Origin of the sequence: Pseudoxanthomonas sp. F37, from assembly GCF_022965755.1 — a bacterium.
Lineage (GTDB): Bacteria > Pseudomonadota > Gammaproteobacteria > Xanthomonadales > Xanthomonadaceae > Pseudoxanthomonas_A.
This window is the reverse complement of sequence record NZ_CP095187.1, coordinates 1,536,489-1,553,744: the sequence shown is the minus strand read 5'-3', so window position 1 is coordinate 1,553,744 and position 17,256 is coordinate 1,536,489. Positions and strand designations below refer to the sequence as shown.

The following is a 17,256-nucleotide window of genomic DNA, read 5'->3' as shown; positions in this document are numbered from 1 at the left end:
TTGGAGCGAACACTAGAGGGCGGGCCGCGCGGGCGGCATCGTACCTTCGTACAGTGGGACGGCCGCCACGGCCCTGCCGATACTCGCCGCACCTGCAACCGGCGCTGGCCGAGGAGTCGTGGATGTCGTTCCTGATCGTGCTGGCCGCGCTGTGCTTCCTGATGTTCGTGGCCTACCGCGGCTACAGCGTCATCCTGTTCGCGCCCATCGCGGCGCTGGGCGCGGTGCTGCTGACCGATCCCTCGCTGGTGGCGCCCATGTTCACCGGCCTGTTCATGGACAAGATGGTCGGCTTCCTGAAGCTGTACTTCCCGGTGTTCCTGCTGGGCGCGGTGTTCGGCAAGCTGATCGAGATCTCGGGCTTCTCCAAGGCGATAGTGAAAGCCACCATCAAGGTGGTCGGCGCGCAGCGCGCCATGCTGTCCATCGTGCTGGTGTGCGCGCTGCTGACCTACGGCGGCGTGTCGCTGTTCGTGGTGGTGTTCGCGGTGTACCCGTTCGCGGCGGAACTGTTCCGCCAGAGCGATATCCCCAAGCGGCTGGTGCCGGGCACCATCGCACTGGGCGCCTTCACCTTCACCATGGATGCACTGCCGGGCACGCCGCAGATCCAGAACATCATCCCGACGTCGTTCTTCGGCACCACCGGCTGGGCCGCGCCGGTGCTGGGCACGATCGGCGGCGTGTTCATCCTGATCGTCGGCATGAGCTACCTGGAATGGCGCCGCCGGGTGGCCGCGCGCAATGGCGAGGGCTATGCCGGCGGCGCGGAACTGCGCAACGAGCCGGAGCCCTTCAACGGCGACCGCCTGGCGCATCCGCTGATCGCGATCCTGCCGCTGCTGCTGGTGGGCGTGGCCAACTTCCTGTTCACCCGCTGGATTCCCGGCTTCTACGGCGACAGCCAATCCTTCGTGCCTGCCGTCATCGGCAACCCCGCGCCCGTGGTGCAGGAAATCTCGAAGGTCGCCGCCATCTGGGCCGTGCAGGGCGCGCTGCTGGTGGGCATCGTCTCGGTGATCGCGTTCGCGTGGAAGCCGGTGTTCGCCAGTTTCGCAGAAGGCACGAAGAGCGCCATCGGCGGCGCATTGCTGGCCTCGATGAACACGGCATCGGAATACGGGTTCGGTGCCGTCATCGCCGCCCTGCCGGGCTTCCTGGTGGTGGCCAATGCGTTACAGGCCATCCCTAACCCACTGGTCAACGAGGCGATCTCGGTCACCGCGCTGGCCGGCATCACCGGTTCGGCCTCGGGCGGCATGAGCATTGCGCTGGCGGCGATGGCCGACAGCTTCATCGCCAACGCGAACGCGGCCGGCATCCCGATGGAGGTGCTGCACCGCGTGGCCTCGATGGCCTCCGGCGGCATGGACACCCTGCCCCACAATGGTGCGGTGATCACCTTGCTGGCCGTCACCGGCCTGAGCCACCGGCAGTCGTACAAGGACATCTTCGCCATCACCCTGATCAAGACCGCGGCCGTGTTCGTGGTGATCGGCACGTTCTACGCCACCGGCCTGGTCTGACCCGGGGTCCGGCATGACCGGGCTGTGCGCGCTGTCGCAAACGGCGTGCGGGGTCCTGGCCAATACTGCCGCCTTCCTGGGGAATGTGGGAAACACCGCATGGCGCGCTATACCCTTCCGTGGCGCCGGTTCGCTGCGCGCGGGCCCGTCCGCCGCGCCGCGGGCGGCCCGGCCCTCCGCGCCGGCGCGGAGACCGACGCACCGGTGCCGCGGCGCAAGGCCGACCTCACCGCCCAGGTCCGCCAGCGACTGAACCGCCTGTACGGCTGGAAGGGCGGCGAACGGCCCAGTCCCAAGGACACGACGCCCGCGCCTGAGGCCGTCGCCGCCGGCAGCGGCGGCCGCGTGATGATGGGCCAGTCCCATCCGCGCCTGCTGACGATGGCGCGTCCGCCTTTTGCCGTGCAGGCCCTGAACAACCTCAGCTATGGTGCCACCGCCGCCAGCATCGCCGAATTCAACGCACTGGGCAGTACCGACCGCCAGCGTCTGGCCAACTGGGTGGACTGGCAGCTGGACTGGGACGCCATCGACGACAGTGCGGTCAGCAACCGCCTCAACGCGGCCGGCTACACCACCCTCGGCAAGTCGCTGACCCAGCTGTGGGCCGACCATGTGTTGCCGGACCCCGAGCACAGCATCCGCATGCGTCCGGCCAACGAGGTGCAGCGCGCGGCCTTCGTGCGCGCGGTGTACTCGCGCCGGCAGCTGCGCGAAGTGCTGGTGAACTTCTGGCACGACCACTTCAACGTGCTGGGCACCGACTTCAGCGTCGGCCCGGTGTTCGTGCACTACGACCGCGACGTGATCCGCGCCAACGCCAAGGGCAATTTCCGCACGATGCTGGAAGGCGTGGCGCAGAGCACGGCGATGCTCTATTACCTGGACAACATCAGCAATTCTCGTTCGGGCCCGAACGAGAACTTCGCCCGCGAACTGCTGGAACTGCACACTCTGGGCGCGGAGAACTACCTGGGCTTCATGGACCCGTTCCAGGTGCCGCCCTGCCCCGAGGACCCGGCCTACCCGATCGGCTACACCGACATCGATGTGTACGAGACATCGGCGGCCTTCACCGGCTGGTCGGCCAAGAACGGGCACTGGCAGTTCCCCAGCGAGAACGACGGTACCTTCGTCTACCGGCAGTCCTGGCACGATGCCGGCCCCAAGTTCCTGCTCGGCATGCTGATCTATCCCGAACAGCCGGCGATGAAGGACGGCCGCGACGTGCTGGACCGGCTGGCCAGCCATCCGCGCGTGGCCAAGTTCATCTGCAAGAAGCTGATCCGACGCTTCATCAGCGACACACCGAAGCAGGCGCTGATCGACAGCGCCGCGGCGATCTTCCGCGCGAACTGGCAGGCGCCGGACCAGATCGAACGGGTGATGCGCCACATCCTGAACTCCGATGATTTCATCAACAGCTTCGGCCAGAAGAACCGCCGCCCCTTCGATGCCGCGGTGGCGGCGATGCGCGCGCTGGGCGGCGACTGGACGCTGCGCCCGGACCACGGCCGCAGCAACGACTTCATGTGGTTGTACGGCTTCACCGGCCATGCGCCGTACAACTGGCCGGCACCGAACGGGTATCCGGACACCGGCCTGGCATGGTCGGGCTCCAACTCCTTCGCCATGACCTGGCGCGTGCTGGGCTGGCTGACCGAGACCCGGGACGGCGAGGTACCGCTGCATCCGATCGTCGACACCACGCGCGCCAACGTGCCGGTCGCCAACTGGACCGCGAACAACCTGGTCACCTGGTGGTGCACCCGCCTGCTGGGCTACCAGCCCCAAGCGGCGCGCAAGCAGGCGCTGGTGGCATTCATGGCGCAGAACGGCGACCCCAACACCTATGTCATCGCCGACACCAACACCTGGCAGGGCAGCGACCTGAAACGGCACTACAACCACGAGCGCCTGCGCAGCCTGGTGGCGCTGATCCTGCTGACTCCCGAATTCATGAGCCGCTGAGGGCCTGCCATGCGCGATCTACGACTGACCCGGCGCGAGTTCGTCAAAGGCTGCGGCAGCGCCGCCATCGTCGGCGCCACCGGCGGCACGCTGATGTTCGCCGATCCGGTGGATGCCGCCGTGAACAGCTACGACACCGTCGTGCACCTGTTCCTGCGTGGCGGGCTGGATGGCCTGAATCTGGTCGTTCCCACCACAGGCGCGGACCGCGGCTTCTACGAAGAGGCGCGGCCCAGCCTGCAGATCGCCACCAGCGGTGCCTACGGGGCATTGCCGCTGCTGCTGGCGAACGGCACGGACACGGGCTTCGGACTGCATCCCTCGGCCACCGGCCTGCGCGACCTGTGGAACGACGGCAGGCTGGCCATCGTGCACGCCTGCGGCATGGCCACCACGGTGACGCGCAGCCATTTCGACGCGCAGCTGTACATCGACCTGGGCACGCCCGGGAAGTACGGCTCGCCCACCGGCTGGATGACGCGCGCATGGGAAACCCGCCCGGGCGGCACCGGGACCCTGCCCGCACTGGGTGTCAGCGGCACCCAGCCGGCCGGCCTGATGGGCGCGGTGGATGCGCTGACGATGAGCAGCCCGTCGGACTTTTCGCTCAACACCACCGCATGGAGCTGGCAGCGCACGCGCGCCGATTCCCCTGCCGGGCTGCGCGGCGTGGCCGAGACCGTCGCCTCGCTGTGGAACGGCCAGACCGGCATGGAAATCACCGGCCGCCGCGCCGACGGTGCGCTGCGCCTGATCGGCCAGCAGGGGTATGCCAGCCTGCCAGCGAGTTGGCCGACGGGTGGTTTCGCCCAGCAGCTGTGGACCATCGCGCAGACCATCCGCTTCGACCTGGGCCTGCGCTATGCCACCCTGGACCTGGGCGGCTGGGACACGCATGAAGGCCAGGGCACGGCAGGCAGCGGTTACCACTACTACCAGAACAAGATCAACGAGCTTTCCGCCGCGCTGGCCGCGTTCTATGCCGAACTCAACGGCGGCGGCGAGATGGCGCGGGTGACGGTGGTGGTGCAGTCCGAATTCGGCCGCCGCGTGCGCGCCAATGCCAATGGCGGCACCGACCACGGCTACGGCAACCCGCTGCTGGTGCTCGGCGGCGCGGTCAACGGCCGCCGCTTCTACGGCAACTGGCCGGGCCTGAATCCGGAAACGCTTTCGCCCACCTTCGGCGACGTGCCGGTGACCACCGACTACCGCCGCGTGATGTCGGAAATCCTCATCCGCCGCATGGGCAACGCCAACCTCAGCCAGGTGTTCCCCGGCTACACCGGCTACGCCCCGCTGGGCATCGTGCAGGGCACCGACCTGGCGCCGAAGCGGGAAGAGGCCGCCACCGCGGCGTCGATCCCATCGTTGGCGGCCGCCGGTACAGGCACCACGACCGTGGCCGACAACGCGCCCACCGGACGCGTCGTGCCCGACTGGCAGCGCCGCGGCCCGGTGGACCGCACACTGGTGCGCCGGGAGCGCTGAACCACCGTCTGCAGGAGGGAGCCCAGGCTCACCCCTTGCGCGCGTGCCACGCCTTCAGCAGCTCGGCTTCCTTCTCGCGGGTGATGCCGGCGCCCAGCTTGGCCTGGCGTTCCGCGGGCAGGCTGCCGAACCATGCCAGCAGATCCTGCACGGTGGTCGCCAGCGGGCGGAAGGTCAGGCCGGCGGCGATCGCGCGTTCGTTGCTGACCGCGCCGTAGCCGGCATACGGGTTGTCCTTCGACGGCACCCAGATGGGCAGGCCGACCTGCTGCTCGTCCAGGAACGCCGGCGACACGTGGGTCAGCGTCATGCCGCCGCCGGTGACCGCCTGGCAGCCGTAGAGCATCGCATCCATCGACAGCGGGTAGTCCGGGCCGCAGGCGTTGAAGGTGCCGGTGGTGCCGGCCTCGGCCAGGCGGATCATCCACTCGCCCAGGTCGCGGCCGTCGATGATCTGGATGGGATCTTGGCCATCCCCCGGTACCAGGATCTCGCCGCCCTGCGCCACCCGGTGCGGCCAGTAGGTGAAGCGGTCGGTCTCGTCGCGCGGGCCGACGATATAGCCGGGGCGCACGATGGTGACGTTCTTGCCGAACTGCTTGTGCGCTTCGGCTTCGCTCAGCGCCTTCAACGGGCCGTAGAGGTTCTCGATGTCCGCACGCAGGGTCTGCTGCGTTTCGGCCATCGCATCCTTGCCCTTGTACTGCGCCAGCGGCGAGTTCTCGTCGATGCCCGGCTTGCTGCTGTCGGCATACACCGAGATGGTGGAGATGAAGAGGTAATGGCCCACGTTGCCCTTCAGCACTTGGCCGGCATCGCGCACCCAGAACGGCAGGCTGGTGGGGTTGTCGATGCAGACGTCCCACTTGCGCCCCTTCAGTGCGGCGAGATCGCCGGTGTTGCGGTCGCCGTGCAACTGCTCGACCGCGGCCGGCCACTCCGGCGACGGGCGCTTGCCACGGTTGAACAGGGTGACCTTGTGCCCGCGCTTGAGCGCGTACTCGACCTGGAACGGACCGGTAAAGCCGGTGCCGCCGAGGATCAGGATGTCCAATGGCCTGGCGGCCTTGCCCACGGGCTTGGCCTGGCCGGCGGCGGAGGCGAACGACGGCAGCGCGGCCGCGGCGGCGGCCAGCGCGCCCAGCTTGAACAGGTCACGACGGGTGGTCATGCGGTGCTCCCCAGCGGTGTCGGAAACCGACTAGATAGCACCGCCCCGGCCGGCAAGCCCCTGCCGGAAGTCGTTATGACTTCTTGTGGACCGCCGAAATGAGGTCGCGGGACCGTGCTAGTTCTGCAGACCGTAGTACACGATTGCACGACCGGCGATTGTCAGCAGGGCGGAGCCGACTATCGTCAGCAGGAACAGGATCGTTGCGATGAGGCCGCGTTTCGCACCGCGGGAGCGGAAGAAATAGTAGGGGAGCCCCAAGAGGGCGATCGCGACGATCGCAACGTTCAGCCCGGCGCTGCGACGGTATCCCGACAGCGCGGAATCGAAACGGTACCAAGCGAAGATCAGCAGCGCGCCGACGATGGTCAATACAACGTCCACCGGGCTGCTTTCTGCGAACGGATAGAAATACTGCGCAGCAGCCCCAGCCGCCAGCGACAACAGCGCCCCCGCCACCAAGATGGCCGATTTTGGTTTCAAGACGTCTCCCCCAACATGGATCTTCCCTGTGCGTCTGGTGATCGTGCCGGCGAAGTATTCGGGCTCGCCCGAGTGATCGTCAAACCGGGTGGCGGCAAATCGCTCCTTCGTTCGGCGGCCGCCCTCGCCCCCTGCATTGGCTCCCTTAGTGAACCATGCGCTCGACAACATCGCCGCTTACAGAAAGTCGAAGTTCGCAGAATGGGCGGAGCGCAGCGATACCCATCAAGGAGCAGTTTGAAGCCACGATGATGGGTATCGCCTGGGGCTCAACCCATCTTGCTCACGCGTGCCAAGTGTCTTCCAGATACCGCGGCCGGCAGGCCAGATAGCCGCCGATCAGCAACGCGCCGACGCAGGTCGCAAGGAACGCCATCGGCAGGGTCCAGCCGTGCGTGCGTTCGTGCAGCAGACCGAAGGCCAGCGGTCCCGCGCAGGACAGCGTGTAGCCCACGCCCTGCATGAAGCCGGACAGCGCGGCGGAGCCTTCCGGTGTGCGCGTGCGCAGGTTGATCAGGGTCAGCGACAGCGGGAACGTGCTGGGCCCCATGCCCAACAAGGCCACCCACAGCGCGGGCGCCGCCATCGGCGCCAGCAGCAGACCCGCGAAAGCGACGGCATAGAAGCCGACGCAGACCACCACCACGATGAAGGGATTGCGCATGCGCACCGCGATCTGCGGCATGGTCAGCGAGGCCACCAGCCCCAGCGCGGAGAACAGCGCCACCATCGTGCCGCCCAGCGCGGGCGTAGCGCCGGCTTCGACCAGCAGCTTGGGCAGCCAGGTGAACATCGAGTACGTCACCAGCGAGGTCATGCCGAACATCAGCGCCATGCCCCAGGCCACCGGCGAGCGCCAGGCGCGACCGGCGGGGCGTGGCGCCGCCAGTTCGGGCGCCTCGTCGTCGACGGTGACGGCGGCGTCGTGCACGCGCGCCAGGGGCGTGTTGCGCTGCCGCTCCTGCCACAGCACCAGGCACCACGGCACCGCCGACGCCGCCGCGAACACCGCCCACAGCCCCAGCGAGATGCGCCAGCCGGCGGCTTCCATCACCGGCACCGCGACCAGCGCCGGCAGGATGGTGCCCGCCTGCAGCACGGAGATGTACAGCGTGCTGACCGTGCCCACCCGGTCGGCGAAGTAGCGCTTCACCAGCGGCGGCAGCACGATGTTACCGATGCCCATGCCCGCCAGCGCGGTCAGCGAGGCCGCCACCAGCGCCGTCGTGTCGCCCGCCGCGCTGCGCAGCAGCAGGCCCAGCATGGCCAGCAGCATCGCCAGCAGTGCGGTCCGTTCCAGGCCGATGCGGTGCGCCAGCGCCGGCGTGACCACCCCGAACAGCGCGAACGCCGCCGTCGGCAGCATGCCGAACACGCCGGTCATGGTCGCGCCGAAGCCGAACGCGTCGCCCAGCGTGTCGAGCAGCGGCGTGAGCGAGGTCACCGCCGTGCGCAGATTGAAGGCGGACAGCACGATGCCGAGCAGCACCAGGCCGCGGCCGGACCAGAGGGATGCTGGCGCGGGGGTGCGTGTATTCGACGAATTCATGGACGCCATTATCGTCGACGGCACGTCGGCATTCTTCGCATGCGCGAAGACGCTGTGTCCTGCGCAATCGTGCATGGCGTGAATCCTTCTCCCCGCCTGCGGGGAGAAGGTGGCCGAAGGCCGGATGAGGGGCGACGAAGCCAAGGCACTCAATGGCACAGCAGACGAACCGACCGAGGGGAGAGCAGCACTCGATGCATCACGCACGATGAAACATCGCGACTCCGGCATCGCCCCTCACCCTCCCCCGTATCAGCTACGGGGCAGGCTTTCGGCCCCCCCTCTCCCCGCAGACGGGGAGAGGGGAAAGAGCCAGCAACATCGCTCATTGGAGAGGGTCGGCCCCATCCAAAGAAAAAGCGGGCCGAAGCCCGCTTTTCCGTCACGCCTTGCGATGTCGTGCGGCTTACTCGGCCGACACGCCCTCGCCTTCTTCCACGGCCTTGATCGACAGGCGGATGCGGCCCTGCTTGTCGACTTCCAGCACCTTGACCTTGACCACGTCGCCTTCCTTCAGCGCGTCGCTGACCTTCTCGACGCGGTCGTTGGAGATCTGCGACACGTGCACCAGGCCGTCCTTGCCCGGCAGGATGGTGACGAACGCACCGAAGTCCATGATCTTGGCGACCTTGCCTTCGTAGATGCGGCCCGGCTCGACGTCGGAGGTGATCTGCTCGATGCGGGCCTTGGCGGCCTGGCCGGCGGCGCCGTTGACCGAGGCGATGGTGATGGTGCCGTCGTCCTGGATGTCGATCTGCGTGCCGGTTTCCTTGGTGATGGCCTGGATCACCGAACCGCCCTTGCCGATCACTTCGCGGATCTTGTCGGGGTGGATCTTGATGGTGATCAGGCGCGGCGCGAACTCGGACAGCTCGGCGCGCGGGGTGGTCAGCGCCTTCGACATCTCGCCCAGGATATGCAGGCGACCCTGCTTGGCCTGCGCCAGCGCGGCACGCATGATCTCCTCGGTGATGCCGTCGATCTTGATGTCCATCTGCAGGGCGGAGATGCCCTCGGCGGAACCGGCCACCTTGAAATCCATGTCGCCCAGGTGGTCTTCGTCACCCAGGATGTCGCTCAGCACGACGTAGCGGTCGCCTTCCTTCACCAGGCCCATCGCGATGCCCGCGACCGGCGCCTTCACCGGCACGCCGGCATCCATCAGCGCCAGCGAGCTGCCGCAGACCGAGGCCATCGAGGAGGAACCGTTGGACTCGGTGATTTCCGAGACCACGCGGATGGTGTACGGGAATTCTTCCATCGACGGCATCACCGCCAGCACGCCGCGCTTGGCCAGGCGGCCGTGGCCGATCTCGCGGCGCTTGGGCGCACCGAAACGGCCGCACTCGCCCACCGAGAACGGGGGGAAGTTGTAGTGGAACAGGAAGTGTTCCTTGTACTCGCCGCTGACCGCGTCGATGATCTGGCCGTCGCGTGCGGTGCCCAGCGTGGTGACCACGATGGCCTGCGTCTCGCCACGGGTGAACAGGGCCGAACCGTGGGTGCGCGGCAGCACGCCGGCCTTCACGGCGATCGGGCGCACGGTATCCAGCGCGCGGCCGTCGATGCGGACCTTGGTGTCCAGCACGGAGTCGCGCATCGTGCGGTACTCCAGTTCGCCGAACTCCTTGGACAGCTCGGCCTTGTCCCAGCCTTCGGACTCCATGCGACCGGCCAGCTGTTCGCTGACGTCCTTCTTGATGGCTGCGATGGCGTCGCGACGCTGCAGCTTGTCGTGGATCTTGAAGGCTTCCACCAGCTGGCCGCCGACGACTTCCTTCAGCGCGGCGATCAGGGCGGTGTTCTTGGCCGGGGCGACCCAGTCGGACGGCTTGGTGCCGGCTTCGACGGTCAGCTCGTTGATGGCGTTGATGACCTTCTGCATCTCGCGGTGACCGAAGGTCACGGCGCCCAGCATCACGTCTTCCGACAGCAGCGCGGCTTCGGATTCGACCATCAGCACGGCGCCGCTGGTGCCGGCGACCACCAGCTCGAGCTGCGATTCCTTCAGCTCGCTGGCGGTCGGGTTGAGGATGTACTGGCCGTCCTTGTAGCCGACCTTGGCGGCGCCGATCGGGCCCTGGAACGGGGTGCCGGCCAGCGACAGCGCGGCGGAGGCGCCGATCAGGGCGGGGATGTCGCCATCCACTTCCGGGTTCAGCGAGATCACCTGGGCGATGATCTGCACTTCGTTCTTGTAATCCTCGGGGAACAGCGGGCGGATCGGCCGGTCGATCAGGCGCGAGATCAGCGTTTCCTTCTCGGTCGGACGGCCTTCGCGCTTGAAGAAGCCGCCGGGGATGCGGCCGCCGGCATAGAACTTCTCGACGTAATCGACGGTCAGCGGGAAGAAGTCCTGCCCTTCGCGCGCGCTCTTGGCGGCGACGGCGGTGACCAGCAGTACGGTGTCGTCGACGTTGACGATGACGGCGCCGCTGGCCTGGCGTGCGACTTCGCCGGTCTCCAGGGTGACGGTGTGCTTGCCGTACTGGAAGGTTTTGGTGATCTTTGCCACGTGGTTTCCTTGGGGATGCCTTGTTCGGGTTGGACCGGGCGCGACCCTTGCCGCGCGCGGGTGGCCGGGGGTGCCGGCCGGTGCTTCAGCGTGTGCGGGCCCGGTGCGGTCCGCGGGTACAGCGCATTCCGTTCCCTGAAATGCAAACCGCGGCGCATCTCTGCGCCGCGGCGGGGTGTTGCATCAGCGGCGCAGACCGAGCTTTTCGATCAGGGCCTTGTAGCGCTCGTTGTCTTTGCGCTTCAGGTAATCCAGCAGGCTGCGGCGGCGGTTGACCAGCTGCAGCAGGCCACGACGGCTGTGGTGGTCCTTCTTGTGGGTCTTGAAGTGGCCGCTCAGGTGCTCGATGCGGGCGGTCAGCAGAGCGACCTGGACTTCCGGGGAGCCGGTGTCGTTGGCGCCGCGGGCGTTGTCGGCAATCACTTTCTGGGTATCGACGGACATGGTGTTCTCTCGTTGGATGCGTGACCTGCAGGAACGCGGGCTGTCCTCCGCGCGCACCGCCTGGTTCGCCGTTGATGAAACTGGGGAATGTTGCAGAGGCCGGCATGAAACCGGCGGCGTAGTGTAGCCGCCAGGTCCTTTTGAAACAAGGTTTTATTGGCTGCCGCCCGCCGGGAGGGCCGCTTGGGCGGTCCAGGTGAACAGGCGCTGCGGCGCCAGCACGCCCGCCGGATCGACCGTCGCAAGGCCCAGCACGCGGCCGTCCGGGCCATGCACGGCCACGGGTCCGTCGCTGGGCGGCTGCCCGCGCAGGCGCTGGCCCTGCCCCAGCCGGCGGGCGCCATCGGCATCCACGTCGACCCGGGGAAACCCCGCCAGGCCGGCCTCGATGGGCAGCAGGCAGGCATCGAGCGCGGCTTCCCCACCCTCCGCGGCCAGCGCCTGCAAGGACTCCAGGGTGAACATCCGCGGGTTCCTGAACGGGTCCACCCACAGCCGGCGCAGTGACCCGACATGCGCACCGCAGCCCAGCGCCTCGCCCAGGTCGCGGACCAGGCTGCGCACGTAGGTGCCGGAGCCGCACTCCACACGCAGCGTGATGCGGCCGGGAGCGAGGTCGAGCAGGTCGATCGCGTGGACCTGCACCTCGCGCTCGGGGGCCTCGATGGCTTCGCCGCGGCGCGCCTTGGCGTACAGCGGCTCGCCCCCCTGCTTGAGGGCCGAATAGATGGGGGCACGCTGGCGGATGCGGCCCAGCAGCGGCGCCAGCGCCCCCTGCACGACTGCCGCGTCCAGCGGCGGCACCGGCCGCTCGCGCAGCGGCGCGCCGTCGGCATCGTCCGTATCGGTGGTGGTCCCGAGCACGGCCACCGTGTCGTAGGCCTTGCGCGACCCCAGCAGCAGGCCGGCGATCTTGGTCGCCTCGCCGAAACACAGCGGCAGCAGGCCGGTGGCCAGCGGGTCCAGGCTGCCGGTATGGCCGCCCTTCTCCGCCCTGAACAGGCGGCGCGCGACCTGCAGGGCACCGTTTGAACTCATGCCCTGCGGCTTGTCCAGCAGCAGGATGCCGTCAAGGGAGCGGAACTTGGGCTTGGGCGACGCCATCGGGAGGAACGCATTCCTTACTGTAGGAGCGGGCCATGCCCGGGATGCTCTTCGCACATATGGGCGGCGCAGGAGCATCGCGCGCATGGCGCGCTCCTACAACCGCCGCTCGCGGGCCGGGCACGACGCCGGCGCGTGGACCGTCCGGCGCAACGGAACGGCGGCGGGCCCGACCGTGCGCAGGCCAGGCGCCGCCCCGCTTACGGATCCCGCGGTTCGTCGTCGGATCCGGCAGCCGGCGGATTGTCGCGCAGCAGCGTCTCGATGCGTTCGCCGCGGTCGACGGAATCGTCGTAGTGGAAGTGCAGCTCCGGCACGTGCCGCATCTTCACGCGGCGCGCCAGCTCCATGCGCAGGCCCCAGGCCAGTTCCTTCAGGCCCTTCACCGCCTCGGCCGAGCGCTCGGGCATGAGCGCGGTGACGAATACCTTGGCATGCGCCATGTCGCGGGTGACTTCCACGTCGGACACGCTGACCGACGGCAGGCCGTGCTCGCGCACGGCCTCGTGCACCAGCGTGCCCAACTCACGGCGGAGCTGGGCGGAGACGCGGTCGGTGCGGTGGAACGACTTGGTAGGCATGGGGTGAGAAGTGAGCGAAGAGGAGTGAGAAGTGAGGGAAGGCAACAGTGTTGGCAGTGAGTGAAGCATCGTCGGATAGCTTTCGCTCGTTCCTCACTCCTCTCCACTCACTCCTCGCCTTACAGGGTGCGCTGCACTTCGATGCGCTCGAAGCACTCGATCTGGTCGCCCGGCTGGACGTCGTTGTAGGCCTTCACGCCGATGCCGCACTCGGTGCCGTTGCGCACCTCGTCGACGTTCTCCTTGAAGCGGCGCAGCGATTCCAGTTCGCCCTCGAAGACCACGGTGCTGGCGCGCAGCACGCGGATCGGCTTGTTCCGCTTGACCACGCCCTCCACCACCATGCAGCCGGCGACCGCGCCGAACTTGGAGCTGCGGAACACGTCGCGCACCTCGGCGATGCCGATGATCTCCTCGCGGATCTCCACGCCCAGCAGGCCGGACGCCACCTGCTTCACCTGGTCGATCACGTCGTAGATGATGGAGAAGTAGCGCAGGTCCACGCCGTTGGCTTCGATGATGCGACGCGCGGAGGCGTCGGCACGCACGTTGAAGCCGATGACGGTGGCCTTGGAGGTGACCGCCGAGTTGGCGTCGGACTCGGTGATGCCGCCCACGCCCGAGCTGATGATGTTGATGCGGATCGATTCGTTGGACAGCGCGGTCAGCGAATGACGCAGCGCCTCCACCGAGCCCTGCACGTCGGCCTTGATGATCAGGTTGAGGCTGAGCTGGCCTTCGCCCTTGCCCAGCTGCGCCATGATGTCTTCCATGCGGCTGCCGGCGGACTGGACCAGGCGCGACTCGCGGCGCTTGGCGTCGCGCTGCTGCGCCACGTCCTTGGCCAGGCGCTCGTCCTCGACCACCACGAAGTCGTCGCCGGCCTCCGGCACGCCGGACAGGCCGAGCACCTGCACGGGGATGGAGGGACCGGCCGACGGCGGCTGTCCGCCGGTCTCGTCGAACAGCGCGCGCACGCGGCCGTACTGGATGCCGCACACCAGGTAATCGCCCTTCTTCAGGGTGCCCTGCTGCACCAGCACCGTCGCCACCGGGCCACGGCCCTTGTCCAGCGAGGACTCGATGACCACGCCGCTGGCGCGGCCCTCTTCCACGGCCCTCAGTTCCAGCAGTTCGGCCTGGATGGAGATGGCATCGAGCAGGTTGTCCACGCCCTGGCCGGTCTTGGCCGAAATCTCGACCATCTGGGTGTCGCCGCCGAACTCTTCGGCGACCACTTCCTCGGCCAGCAGTTCGTTCTTCACGCGCAGCGGGTCGGCGTCGGACTTGTCGATCTTGTTGACCGCCACGATCAGCGGCACCTTGGCCGCCTTCGCGTGCTGGATGGCTTCGCGGGTCTGCGGCATGACGCCGTCGTCGGCGGCCACCACCAGCACCACGATGTCGGTCAGCTTGGCGCCGCGGGCGCGCATCGCGGTGAACGCGGCGTGGCCCGGGGTATCCAGGAAGCTGATGACGCCCTTCGGGGTTTCCACGTGGTAGGCGCCGATGTGCTGGGTGATGCCGCCGGCTTCGCCGCTGGCGATCTTGGTGCGGCGGATGTAGTCCAGCAGCGAGGTCTTGCCGTGGTCGACGTGGCCCATGATGGTGACCACCGGCGGACGCGCGACCTTCTCGCCCTGCTGCTCCTCGGCATGCGCCAGCAGTTCGCTTTCCACGTCGTTGGCATCGGCGCGGGTCGCCTTGTGGCCGAGTTCCTCGGTCACCAGGACGGCGGTGTCGTGGTCGATGGTCTGGGTGATGGTGGCCATCACGCCCATCTTGAACAGCGCCTTCACCACGTCGCCGCCCTTCAGCGCGAGCTTCTGCGCCAGGTCGGCCACGGTGATGGTCTCGCCGATGGCGACTTCGCGCACGACCGGCGCGGTCGGGCGTTCGAACCCGTGCGCACCGCCACCGCCACGGCTCTGCTCGTGACGGCGGGGGGCCTTGGGCTTGCCGCGCGAGGCGCCGCGGCGTGCGCGGTCGGCGGCCGAGAGGTGCAGCTGGCCGGCGAAACGGCTGGTGCTGTCGTCGTCCTCGACGCCGGCCACCATCACGTGCGAGCCGCGGGTCTTGTGCTTGGCGGCGGCCGCGTTGCGGTCGTCGGCACGCGGCGGCTCCTTGCGCACCACCTGCTTGGGCACATGGTGCCCCGGGGTGGCGGCTCGGGCCGGCCGGGGCGTCTGGTCCCCATCCACGGCGGTGGCGCCGGCAGCCAGGGCGGCGGCCTCGGCCTCGGCCTGGGCACGCGCGGCTTCGGCCTCGGCCCGGGCCTTGGCCTCTTCCTGTCGGCGGCGCTCCAGTTCCTCGGCGCGCTTGGCGTCTTCCTGGGCCAGGCGCTGCTGTTCCTCGAGATTGCGCTGGCGGGACTCCTCGAGCTTGCGCAGGATCTCCGCGCGCTCGGGGTCGGCTTCGCTCTGCCAGTGGGTGGCCACGGACTCGGCATCGGTCGGCTTCACATAGGTGCGCTTCTGGCGCACCTCCACGTTCACCGTGGTCTTGGTGCGGCCGGCGGCGACCGTCACTTCCTGCACCTTGCGGCGGTTCAGGGTGATCTTCTTGGGCGCAGCCTCATCCGTCGCGGCATCGCTCTTGCCGTGCGAGCGCTTGAGGAAGCCGAGCAGCTTCACTTTTTCCATGCTGGTCACGACCTGGTCGGGACCGCTGAAGCTCATGCCGGCCTCGGCCAGCTGCTCCAGGAGTTTCTCGACCGGCGTGTTGACCAGTTCAGCGAGCTTGCGGATGGTGGTTTGCTGCGACATTCGGATCCTAGGTTTCTTGTTGCGCCCCCCTGGCGGTGGAGGGGCAACCCTTTTCGAGAGGGGGGATTCTAAGCCCTGCGGGTGCCAGGGCGGTGTTCATGGGTGGCTCATGCGCCGCGTCCCGGGCGGGCCCGGGCGGCGCTCATGCGCCGCGCTCCAGACGGGCGATCTCCTCGGCGCGAGCGGCCAGGATCAGCGCGGCGGCGCGCGCCTCGTCCAGGCCCTCGATACCGAACTCGACCACTTCGTCGGCCGCCAGGTCGGACAGGTCCTCGCTGGTGCGCACGCCCTGCGCGGCCAGCGCGAACGCGGTCTCCTCGTCCATGCCTTCCAGCGCCAGCAGGTCCTCGGCCGGATGGTTCTCCTCCAGGCCTTCTTCCTCGGCCAGCGCCTCGTTGAGCAGGGCATCGCGGGCGCGCGAACGGAGTTCCTCCACGATGTCCTCGTCGAAGCCCTCCACGGCCAGCAGTTCGCCGACCGGCACGTAGGCGATTTCCTCGACCGTGCTGAAACCCTCGGCGACCAGGATGGCGGCGATCTCCTCGTCCACTTCCAGCTTGTCCATGAACAGCTGGCGGGCGACGGCCTGTTCGGCCTCGCTCTTGGCCTGCACCTGGTCGGCGGTCATGACGTTGAGCTGCCAGCCGGTCAGGCGGCTGGCCAGGCGGACGTTCTGGCCGCCCTTGCCGATCGCCTGCGCCAGGCGGTCTTCCGCCACGGCCAGGTCCATCGAGTGCTTTTCCTCATCGACGATGATGGACTGCACTTCGGCAGGCGCCATCGCGTTGATGACGAAGGTGGCCGGATTGTCGTTCCACAGCACGATGTCCACGCGCTCGCCGTTGAGCTCGTTGCTCACGGCCTGCACGCGCGAGCCGCGCATGCCGATGCAGGCGCCGATGGGATCGGTGCGGGTGTCGTGCGCCAGCACGGCGATCTTGGCGCGGTCGCCCGGATCGCGCGCGCAGGCCTTGATCTCGACCAGGCCCTGGCCCACTTCCGGCACTTCCAGCTTGAACAGCTCGATCATGAATTCCGGGGCGGCGCGGCTGATGAACAGCTGCGGGCCGCGCGGTTCGTAGCGCACGTCGTACAGGTAACCGCGCACGCGGTCGCCGGCACGCAGCACGTCGCGCGGGATGCCCTTGTCCTTCGGGATGAAGGCCTCGGCGTTGCCGCCCAGGTCCACGTAGATGTTGCCGCGCTCGGCGCGCTTGACCACGCCGGTGACCAGCTCGCCCACCCGGTCCTTCCACGCATCGACCACCTGGGCGCGCTCGGCCTCGCGGACGCGCTGCACGATGACCTGCTTGGCGGCCTGGGCGGCGATGCGGCCGAAATCCGGATTCTCGATCTTCTCTTCGATCCAGTCGCCCACCTCGGCGCCTTCGGCCTCGTCCTCGGCGTCCATCAGGCGGATCTGGCGATCGGGCGATTCCATCACCACGTCGTCGGCCACCACTTCCCAGCGGCGGAACGTCTCGTAACTGCCGTCCTTCGGATCGATGGCCACGCGCACCTGCACGTCCTGGTCCAGATAGCGCTTCTTGGCGGCGGAGGCCAACGCGGCCTCGATGGCCTCGAAGATGACTTCGCGCGGCACGCCCTTCTCGTTGGCCACCGCATCCACGACCAGCAACAATTCCTTACTCATTG

General features: G+C 68.2%; 12 protein-coding genes. 3 read left to right on the top strand and 9 right to left on the bottom strand.

The features are described from left to right. Nucleotides 1-122 precede the first annotated feature (122 nt). From MUU77_RS07150 to MUU77_RS07140, 3 genes are all read left to right on the top strand, one after another. Complete coding sequence (locus tag MUU77_RS07150; RefSeq protein WP_245093219.1) at nucleotides 123-1,526, top strand: GntP family permease; 1,404 nt, start codon at nucleotides 123-125, stop codon at nucleotides 1,524-1,526. A gap of 99 nt (nucleotides 1,527-1,625) precedes the next feature. Beyond that, nucleotides 1,626-3,497, top strand: a complete 1,872-nt coding sequence (locus tag MUU77_RS07145) for a DUF1800 domain-containing protein (RefSeq protein WP_245093218.1) — start codon at nucleotides 1,626-1,628, stop codon at nucleotides 3,495-3,497. A gap of 9 nt (nucleotides 3,498-3,506) precedes the next feature. Next, nucleotides 3,507-4,988 (top strand): DUF1501 domain-containing protein, encoded by a 1,482-nt coding sequence (locus MUU77_RS07140; RefSeq protein ID WP_245093217.1) that lies wholly within the window; start codon nucleotides 3,507-3,509, stop codon nucleotides 4,986-4,988. Between the two features lie 28 nt (nucleotides 4,989-5,016). On the opposite strand, the gene MUU77_RS07135 is transcribed toward MUU77_RS07140, so the two are convergent. From MUU77_RS07135 to nusA, 9 genes are all read right to left on the bottom strand, one after another. Next, nucleotides 5,017-6,159: an NAD-dependent epimerase/dehydratase family protein gene (locus MUU77_RS07135; RefSeq protein ID WP_245093216.1), complete on the bottom strand. Its 1,143-nt coding sequence runs from the start codon at nucleotides 6,157-6,159 to the stop codon at nucleotides 5,017-5,019. Between the two features lie 117 nt (nucleotides 6,160-6,276). Then, a complete protein-coding gene (locus tag MUU77_RS07130) occupies nucleotides 6,277-6,813 on the bottom strand; it encodes a hypothetical protein (RefSeq protein ID WP_245093215.1) in 537 nt (178 codons plus the stop codon). Between the two features lie 112 nt (nucleotides 6,814-6,925). Then, on the bottom strand, nucleotides 6,926-8,191 hold the full coding sequence (locus MUU77_RS07125) for an MFS transporter (protein ID WP_245093214.1): 1,266 nt from the start codon (nucleotides 8,189-8,191) through the stop codon (nucleotides 6,926-6,928). 406 nt (nucleotides 8,192-8,597) lie between these two features. Beyond that, complete coding sequence (gene pnp / locus MUU77_RS07120) at nucleotides 8,598-10,706, bottom strand: polyribonucleotide nucleotidyltransferase (RefSeq protein WP_245093213.1); 2,109 nt, start codon at nucleotides 10,704-10,706, stop codon at nucleotides 8,598-8,600. 183 nt (nucleotides 10,707-10,889) lie between these two features. Beyond that, on the bottom strand, nucleotides 10,890-11,150 hold the full coding sequence (gene rpsO, locus MUU77_RS07115; RefSeq protein ID WP_162108519.1) for a 30S ribosomal protein S15: 261 nt from the start codon (nucleotides 11,148-11,150) through the stop codon (nucleotides 10,890-10,892). 153 nt (nucleotides 11,151-11,303) lie between these two features. After that, on the bottom strand, nucleotides 11,304-12,254 hold the full coding sequence (gene truB / locus MUU77_RS07110; RefSeq protein ID WP_245093212.1) for a tRNA pseudouridine(55) synthase TruB: 951 nt from the start codon (nucleotides 12,252-12,254) through the stop codon (nucleotides 11,304-11,306). Between the two features lie 200 nt (nucleotides 12,255-12,454). Beyond that, the gene (gene rbfA, locus MUU77_RS07105) at nucleotides 12,455-12,835 is read right to left on the bottom strand and encodes a 30S ribosome-binding factor RbfA (protein WP_245093211.1); all 381 of its coding nucleotides are present in this window, start codon (nucleotides 12,833-12,835) and stop codon (nucleotides 12,455-12,457) included. Nucleotides 12,836-12,954: 119 nt separating this feature from the next. Continuing rightward, nucleotides 12,955-15,600, bottom strand: a complete 2,646-nt coding sequence (infB, locus tag MUU77_RS07100) for a translation initiation factor IF-2 (RefSeq protein WP_245093210.1) — start codon at nucleotides 15,598-15,600, stop codon at nucleotides 12,955-12,957. Nucleotides 15,601-15,742: 142 nt separating this feature from the next. After that, nucleotides 15,743-17,254 carry a transcription termination factor NusA gene (nusA, locus tag MUU77_RS07095; protein ID WP_245093209.1) on the bottom strand — a complete coding sequence of 504 codons (1,512 nt, stop codon included), beginning with the start codon at nucleotides 17,252-17,254 and terminating at the stop codon, nucleotides 15,743-15,745. Between the last annotated feature and the right edge of the window lie 2 nt (nucleotides 17,255-17,256).

What these genes read in the sequence shown, in the direction of transcription:
- nusA (WP_245093209.1), bottom strand. Translation starts at nt 17,254, where the DNA reads ATGAGTAAGGAATTGTTGCTGGTCGTGGATGCGGTGGCCAACGAGAAG.
- MUU77_RS07125 (WP_245093214.1), bottom strand. Translation starts at nt 8,191, where the DNA reads ATGAATTCGTCGAATACACGCACCCCCGCGCCAGCATCCCTCTGGTCC.
- rbfA (WP_245093211.1), bottom strand. Translation starts at nt 12,835, where the DNA reads ATGCCTACCAAGTCGTTCCACCGCACCGACCGCGTCTCCGCCCAGCTC.
- rpsO (WP_162108519.1), bottom strand. Translation starts at nt 11,150, where the DNA reads ATGTCCGTCGATACCCAGAAAGTGATTGCCGACAACGCCCGCGGCGCC.
- MUU77_RS07140 (WP_245093217.1), top strand. Translation starts at nt 3,507, where the DNA reads ATGCGCGATCTACGACTGACCCGGCGCGAGTTCGTCAAAGGCTGCGGC.
- truB (WP_245093212.1), bottom strand. Translation starts at nt 12,254, where the DNA reads ATGGCGTCGCCCAAGCCCAAGTTCCGCTCCCTTGACGGCATCCTGCTG.
- MUU77_RS07150 (WP_245093219.1), top strand. Translation starts at nt 123, where the DNA reads ATGTCGTTCCTGATCGTGCTGGCCGCGCTGTGCTTCCTGATGTTCGTG.
- MUU77_RS07130 (WP_245093215.1), bottom strand. Translation starts at nt 6,813, where the DNA reads ATGTTGTCGAGCGCATGGTTCACTAAGGGAGCCAATGCAGGGGGCGAG.
- infB (WP_245093210.1), bottom strand. Translation starts at nt 15,600, where the DNA reads ATGTCGCAGCAAACCACCATCCGCAAGCTCGCTGAACTGGTCAACACG.
- MUU77_RS07135 (WP_245093216.1), bottom strand. Translation starts at nt 6,159, where the DNA reads ATGACCACCCGTCGTGACCTGTTCAAGCTGGGCGCGCTGGCCGCCGCC.
- MUU77_RS07145 (WP_245093218.1), top strand. Translation starts at nt 1,626, where the DNA reads ATGGCGCGCTATACCCTTCCGTGGCGCCGGTTCGCTGCGCGCGGGCCC.